Raw genomic sequence first — 6,012 nt, 5'->3', positions numbered from 1 at the left:
TAGTGCAGAAAAAGGCTCTGAACATCCGCTTGCTGAAGCCATTGTTGCCCATGCAACAGAAAAAAATATCGATTTAGTCGAAGTAGATGATTTCACGGCTATACCTGGACACGGTATTGAAGCTACGATATCTAGTAATCACATTCTTGTCGGAAATCGAAAACTCATGCAAGATCACCAAATCGATGTTGGTAGTGCGGAACAAGAATTGATTGATTACGAAGTTGATGGAAAAACGGCGATGTTAATTGCTATTGATGGAAAGTATCGCGGAATTATTGCCGTTGCAGATACAATTAAAGAAACAGCGCCACAAGCAATAAGAGAGTTAAAAGAAGAAGGTTTAGAAGTTATCATGTTAACAGGAGATAATGAGCGAACTGCACAAGCAATTGCAAAACAGGTTGGCATTGACCAAGTAATAGCTCAAGTATTGCCTGAAGAAAAAGCGGATAAAATAAAGGAAATTCAATTACAAGGTAAAAAAGTTGCCATGGTTGGGGATGGTGTAAATGATGCTCCTGCATTAGCAATCGCCGATATTGGAATTGCCATAGGTACAGGCACGGAGGTAGCAATTGAAGCTGCCGATGTAACGATTCTTGGTGGAGAATTATTACTCATTCCAAAAGCAATAAAAGTCAGCCATGCTACGATTAAAAATATCCGTCAAAACCTCTTCTGGGCCTTTGGATACAATACAGCGGGAATCCCGATTGCAGCTATTGGGTTACTTGCACCATGGATTGCCGGCGCGGCCATGGCATTAAGTTCCGTTAGTGTTGTGTCTAACTCCTTACGTTTAAAGAGAGTTAAGATCTAATTTTTCCTTCCATAAAACTTGAAAGGAGGTGAAAAAATGCAAACAAAAACCTTAGATGTTAAAGGGATGACATGTGGCCACTGCAAAATGTCTGTAGAAGGCGCACTTAAAGGATTGGATGGAGTATCTGCTGTAGAAGTAGATTTAAGCACTGGTAAAGTAGAAGTAACTTATGACGAAGCAAAAGTTTCGTCTGAAAATATGAAAGAAGTTGTTGAAGATCAAGGTTATGATGTAGCATAAAAATACATGTTGAAGCTGTATCCTACTTATTTATCGGAATATTAAACAGCTTGTAAAGGCTTCTGAAGGGCGTTTGCAAAAGAAAAAACGAAGTGATTACAATTGTAAATCTTAGAGAAAATCCAAACGGAATACAATAAATATTGATTATAAAAAGTTTACTAATTACTTTATTAAAAGCGTGGTCAAATGTGATCACGCTTTTTCCACTTAATGCTGATTATTCATGGGAATAGGACTTTTATGTGGCAGTATATTCAATGAAAAACCAGTAGCAGGGATTTGCAGGGCATTGCTAACCAATTCAACGGCGTGGCTCTTAGAGACATAGTTTAGTCATTGCCATATTAGCGGTATATATCTTTCAAAAGAAAATGAAAAGTAGTTAATCATTATATTCAAAATATCAATAGTTAATAAAGTATATGAGTATATTTACTCATAAAATAGTGCATAAATTGCTCTTAATTGTGCTATAATTAAACTTAACAACTTGCCGAAGGGAGAAAGTATGTATGCCTACAATTCGTCCTATCTCAGATTTGCGTAACAACGCAAATGAAATCTCCGAGTTTTGTCGTCGGGAACGGGAACCTGTATTTATCACCAAAAATGGTACAGGAGATATGGTTGTAATGAGTATTGAGGAGTATGAGCGCCAACAAGCTTTAATTGAGTTATATAGTAAGTTATCTGAAGCAGAGGCGGAAATTGAAAATGGTGCTAATGGTGAAGATTTTTTGAAAGTGGCTCAGAATATGAGGTTAAAGATTCGTGACAAAATATAAAGTACTCATCTTTCCTACTGCAAAACGGGACTTGCGTGAGATTATCGACTATATAAATGAGCAGTCGTTCATGGAAGGTACCAAACTGTATGATGAGATCGTAGAACGGGTGGCATCACTTGCAGAGTTACCATTTCGATACCCTTTGCTGAAAAATCCCGTACTAAGAGAAAAAGGCTATCGTGCGTTAGTAGTGCATAGTTATCTAGTATTTTATGTCGTCAAGGATGATGAGGTACAGGTAAGGCGAATTTTGCATGGTAAGCGGCAATATGAATTTCTCTTGTAGTTCTACAAAGCAAAAAAGGGACGTTAAAGTCTTGTCAGCATCATTTTGAATGTAATATTTCGGTGAATGTAAGCTATTAATTGATATAAAATCTCAATTAAAAGATATTCATAATCACTGATTTTACAGTGCTTATGAATATCAAGGTAATTGGATGAAAAATCATGTCTTAAAGATCTTGATACTCCCACGGCTAGAGCCAGTGGGGTTCAGAGATACTACTACACTTTTTAACCCTTATCTTTCTAAAAAGAAAGAGATTCCACTGAAACACTAGTGTAACTCTTAAAATGATCTGTTTTGTTTTCGAGATAGTTTATGAAAGTATGTTTAAAACTCAAATGTTTTGGCAATGTTTTCTTTTTATTAGGAGTCTTCACAATGTAATATCAATCGTTGTTCCACGACCAATCTCACTGTTAATCGTAAGCTCCCCATTATGTTCCTGAATAATATCTTTGGCGATCGCCATTCCTAGTCCAGAGCCTTTATGTGCATCCCCAGTATTTGTTCCCCGATAGTAGCGGTCAAAAATTTTGTCGAGTTCTTTTTTCTCAATGCCTTTACCGTTATCTTTTATTGTTAGATGTGTTCGTTCTTTTTTCTCTAAAGTTACATCTATTTGTACATTTTCATCATTGTGAACAATCGCATTATAAAGTAAATTATTGATTGCTCTTCGAAAAAGAATTTCATCAATTGTTGCGAGGATCTCCCCTTGATTTACATGAAATACGATATTACGATTAGCGTATTTAGGATCATTTAATATATCAATCACCATATTTCTTAATAAAGCAACAAGATTAACCGTTTTTTTATTTAACGATAGTGCTTTATTTTTCAATCTTGTGGATAAATTTAAATCTTCCATTACCTCTTTGATATATAATGATTTTTGTTCAATGATTTCAGCGTACTCCCGTATTTCTTCTAAAGAAAAATGATAATCTGGATCTTTAATCAATTCAGCATATCCTTGTATGGATGCTAGTGGTGTTTTTATATCATGGGAAATATTTCCTATCCAATCTTCTCTCATTATCTCCAATTTCTTTCGTTCCTTTTCATTGGCTGTTAGCTGATTGGATAAAAAATTGACATTGTTAAAGACATCTTTATAAACTCCTTTAGGCTCGTAATGGATAGCATAATCTTTGTTTGCCAATCTTTTGATCCCATTAATGAGTGTTTGTAAAGGCTGTGTGAGACGTTTACTAAAAAAGTAGCCAATTAGCAAGGCAATGAAAATGTCTATCATAAAAATAATTCCGCCAACCTTAACCACTTGATATATGTCTCGATTATCATACGAAATAAAATAGCGATTTAAACTGGGATTATCTATCCCAATAAAATAACTGTAATGAATGGAATTTTCCTTTTTCTCTCCAACAAAAACTGTTGTGTTCGCAATTTCCTGATATTTATAATTTTGAACGATATCCGCTGGCGTGTATTTTTCCGTTATTCCCTCAGGCGTTCTGTAGTTATAGATTACCTTACCATTTTCATCTAAAATTTGTATCCAGGCATTTTTTTCAATTAACGCTTTTTTTCCTGATTCGGTAATCGTTGCATCATTATTTACTATATTTATATTCTCTTCGAATTGTCTGGTAAAATCTTCAGGAGATGCTTCGTTTCCTTGAAATATCGGTATGTTAAATATAGATTGGGCTATTAATAAAGTAAACATAATAAAGATGTTTATGAAAACAACTAGAATAACGACTAAGACGATGGAAAGTATATATCTTCCGGTTATTTTCCACTTCACAACCTATTCATCCTCTACAGTGAATTTGTAGCCCAAGCCTTTTACAGTAATTAAAAATTTTGGGCGAGAGGGGTCTGCTTCAATTTTTTCTCGGAGTCGCCGGATATGAACCATTACCGTATTATCAGAGCCAAAAAAGTCCTCCCCCCAGACTGTATCATAAAGCCTTTCTTTACTAATTACCTTATTAATATTTTGGAGGAAGTACTTCATCAAGCCGAGTTCCTTTGGTTTTAATTCAATGATTTCCCCATTCTTTAAAATTTGCGCTTTTTGCTCGTTTAATTCAAAGGGTCCAGCTTTTAGAATAGAATCTGTTCTTAAATCGGTCTGCATATAGTCTGCCCTTCGCAACTGTGCTTTTACCCGGTAAGCAACCTCTTTAGGACTAAATGGCTTTGTAATATAATCATCTCCACCGATAGCAAAGCCTAAAATCTTATCAATTTCTTCCGTTTTTGCTGATAAAAATAATATCGGCACATTCGAGATATTTCTTATTTGTTTACATACATCATACCCTTCGCCATCTGGCAACATAATGTCTAATAAAACAAGATCTGGTTGGGTTCGTTGGAATTCAGCAAAGCCGTCTTTCGCAGTAGTAGCTGTCACTACATGATTAATTCCTTCTTTTACTAGAACCGTTTTTATAAGTCTTAAAATATCTTCCTCATCATCAATAATTAACACGGTTTTGTTACGTTGCGCCATTTATAACTACCTCCATACGTCATAGCTATTTTCTTTATTATAAAGGAAAAATTCCGAGACCCATAATTATTGCTAGGCTATATTTTAGAAAGCGTGGCATGCGCTTTCTGGTGGATCGCTGCCTTAGTTGCGCTTATGCGGGAGAGAAAAATCTTCCTGTTTATCAAAAAAGAATCCTTTTTGAACAAGGATTCTTTCTTAATAATTGTTACTCCAACACTTCTGCAACTTTTTCGGGTAATTCCTCGGCAGTTACTTCCTGATACGATGAAACACCTTTTCCACCTTTCACAAACAGAAGTAAATATGCATTTTCGCGAAGCTGTTTATCGGCAGTAAATGTGAGTGTTTTTTGGTTGCCATCTTTATCATAAGCTGGTAATTCATATTCATAACGTATATGAATCGCTCCATCACTTCCTTTGTCCTCCGTTTCTGTTCCTTCCCCATTTATTTGTGTGTAATATTCATCAGCACCAACTCGATTGAGATTTACATTTTGCAGAAAAATTACACCACCAACTATTAAGAAGTAATAGATCACATAAATTAAAATATATACGCCTATACATATGAATACAGGAACAATCAAGTTTGTTTGCAATAGCCTTGATAAGGCAGTTAAAGCGACTGCGGAATGGGCGATACCCGCGACTAGCGGCAAGGCAAATACAAAAAATACCTGTTTCGCAATGGATTTTCTTACTTCCTGTTTATTCACACCGATTTTGTGTAAAATGACATAACGCTCTTTATCGGAATTTGCTTCTGTTAACTGTTTAAAGTAGATAATGCTCCCTGTTGCGGCAAGGAATACTAATCCTAAGAAGGCACCAATAAAGATCAGTAACCCTGCCTGCTCCATTCCAAGCGCGTAATCATTGTAAAAGCTAGAAAAGCTTACATCATCAGGTAAAACAGATTCAATTTCCTTATTGATTTTTTTGGCATCATTTTCGTTCGTAAATTTGTAAGCTTCTATGTTTACGTGGTCTGTTTCTTTTTCCAACTTAGAAAATAACTCATCACTTATCACAACCGTAACATTTGCTGTCTTAGAGTTCAGAACGTTATATTTTAGCAATTTTTTAAACGTAATGTCTTCAATTAAATTGTCCACTTGCAATGGAATGCTAGCACCGACATATTCTGGTGATAATCCTTCATAGTAGTCTGCATCTAGTACAGCAGCTTGATTGCCTTCCAGTGAAAGATGTTCGTTTCTATCTTGCAGTCCTGCCATTTCATTGAATGTTTTCGTAGAGATGATTGTATATTCCTGTATAATTTCTCCCATCAAGCCATTTAAACTAGCTGTATCCACCTGTATTTGCATTGTCGGAATCGTTTTATGATAGATAATTTCATGGTTTCC

Annotated in this window: 7 protein-coding genes; 4 read left to right on the top strand and 3 right to left on the bottom strand. The window is 35.4% G+C overall.

Features of this window, described 5'->3' with window-relative positions:
• The 4 genes from ACPYKA_RS17965 to ACPYKA_RS17950 all read left to right on the top strand — a co-directional run.
• The coding region (locus tag ACPYKA_RS17965) for an HAD-IC family P-type ATPase (RefSeq protein WP_479543579.1) at window positions 1-823 on the top strand (823 nt) is incomplete at its 5' end.
• Between the two features lie 36 nt (window positions 824-859).
• Window positions 860-1,066 (top strand): copper chaperone CopZ, encoded by a 207-nt coding sequence (gene copZ / locus ACPYKA_RS17960; protein WP_479543578.1) that lies wholly within the window; start codon window positions 860-862, stop codon window positions 1,064-1,066.
• Between the two features lie 515 nt (window positions 1,067-1,581).
• Entirely contained in the window at window positions 1,582-1,854 is a 273-nt protein-coding gene (locus ACPYKA_RS17955; protein WP_479543577.1) for a type II toxin-antitoxin system Phd/YefM family antitoxin, read from the top strand.
• Window positions 1,841-2,143, top strand: a complete 303-nt coding sequence (locus ACPYKA_RS17950) for a type II toxin-antitoxin system RelE/ParE family toxin (protein ID WP_479543576.1) — start codon at window positions 1,841-1,843, stop codon at window positions 2,141-2,143. The genes ACPYKA_RS17955 and ACPYKA_RS17950 overlap by 14 nt, the downstream gene beginning before the upstream one ends.
• Window positions 2,144-2,519: 376 nt before the next feature.
• On the opposite strand, the gene ACPYKA_RS17945 is transcribed toward ACPYKA_RS17950, so the two are convergent.
• From ACPYKA_RS17945 to ACPYKA_RS17935, 3 genes are all read right to left on the bottom strand, one after another.
• A complete protein-coding gene (locus ACPYKA_RS17945) occupies window positions 2,520-3,923 on the bottom strand; it encodes a sensor histidine kinase (RefSeq protein ID WP_479543575.1) in 1,404 nt (467 codons plus the stop codon).
• A gap of 3 nt (window positions 3,924-3,926) precedes the next feature.
• A complete protein-coding gene (locus ACPYKA_RS17940; RefSeq protein ID WP_479543574.1) occupies window positions 3,927-4,637 on the bottom strand; it encodes a response regulator transcription factor in 711 nt (236 codons plus the stop codon).
• 208 nt (window positions 4,638-4,845) lie between these two features.
• Window positions 4,846-6,012: YxeA family protein (locus ACPYKA_RS17935; protein ID WP_479543573.1), on the bottom strand; the 1,167-nt coding region annotated here is incomplete at its 5' end.

It is taken from the genome of Pseudogracilibacillus amylolyticus (SeqCode), assembly GCF_051918545.1.
Classification (GTDB): Bacteria; Bacillota; Bacilli; order Bacillales; family Amphibacillaceae; genus Pseudogracilibacillus.
The sequence above is the reverse complement of the archived record's forward strand: the minus strand, read 5'-3'. Positions and strand labels throughout refer to the sequence as shown.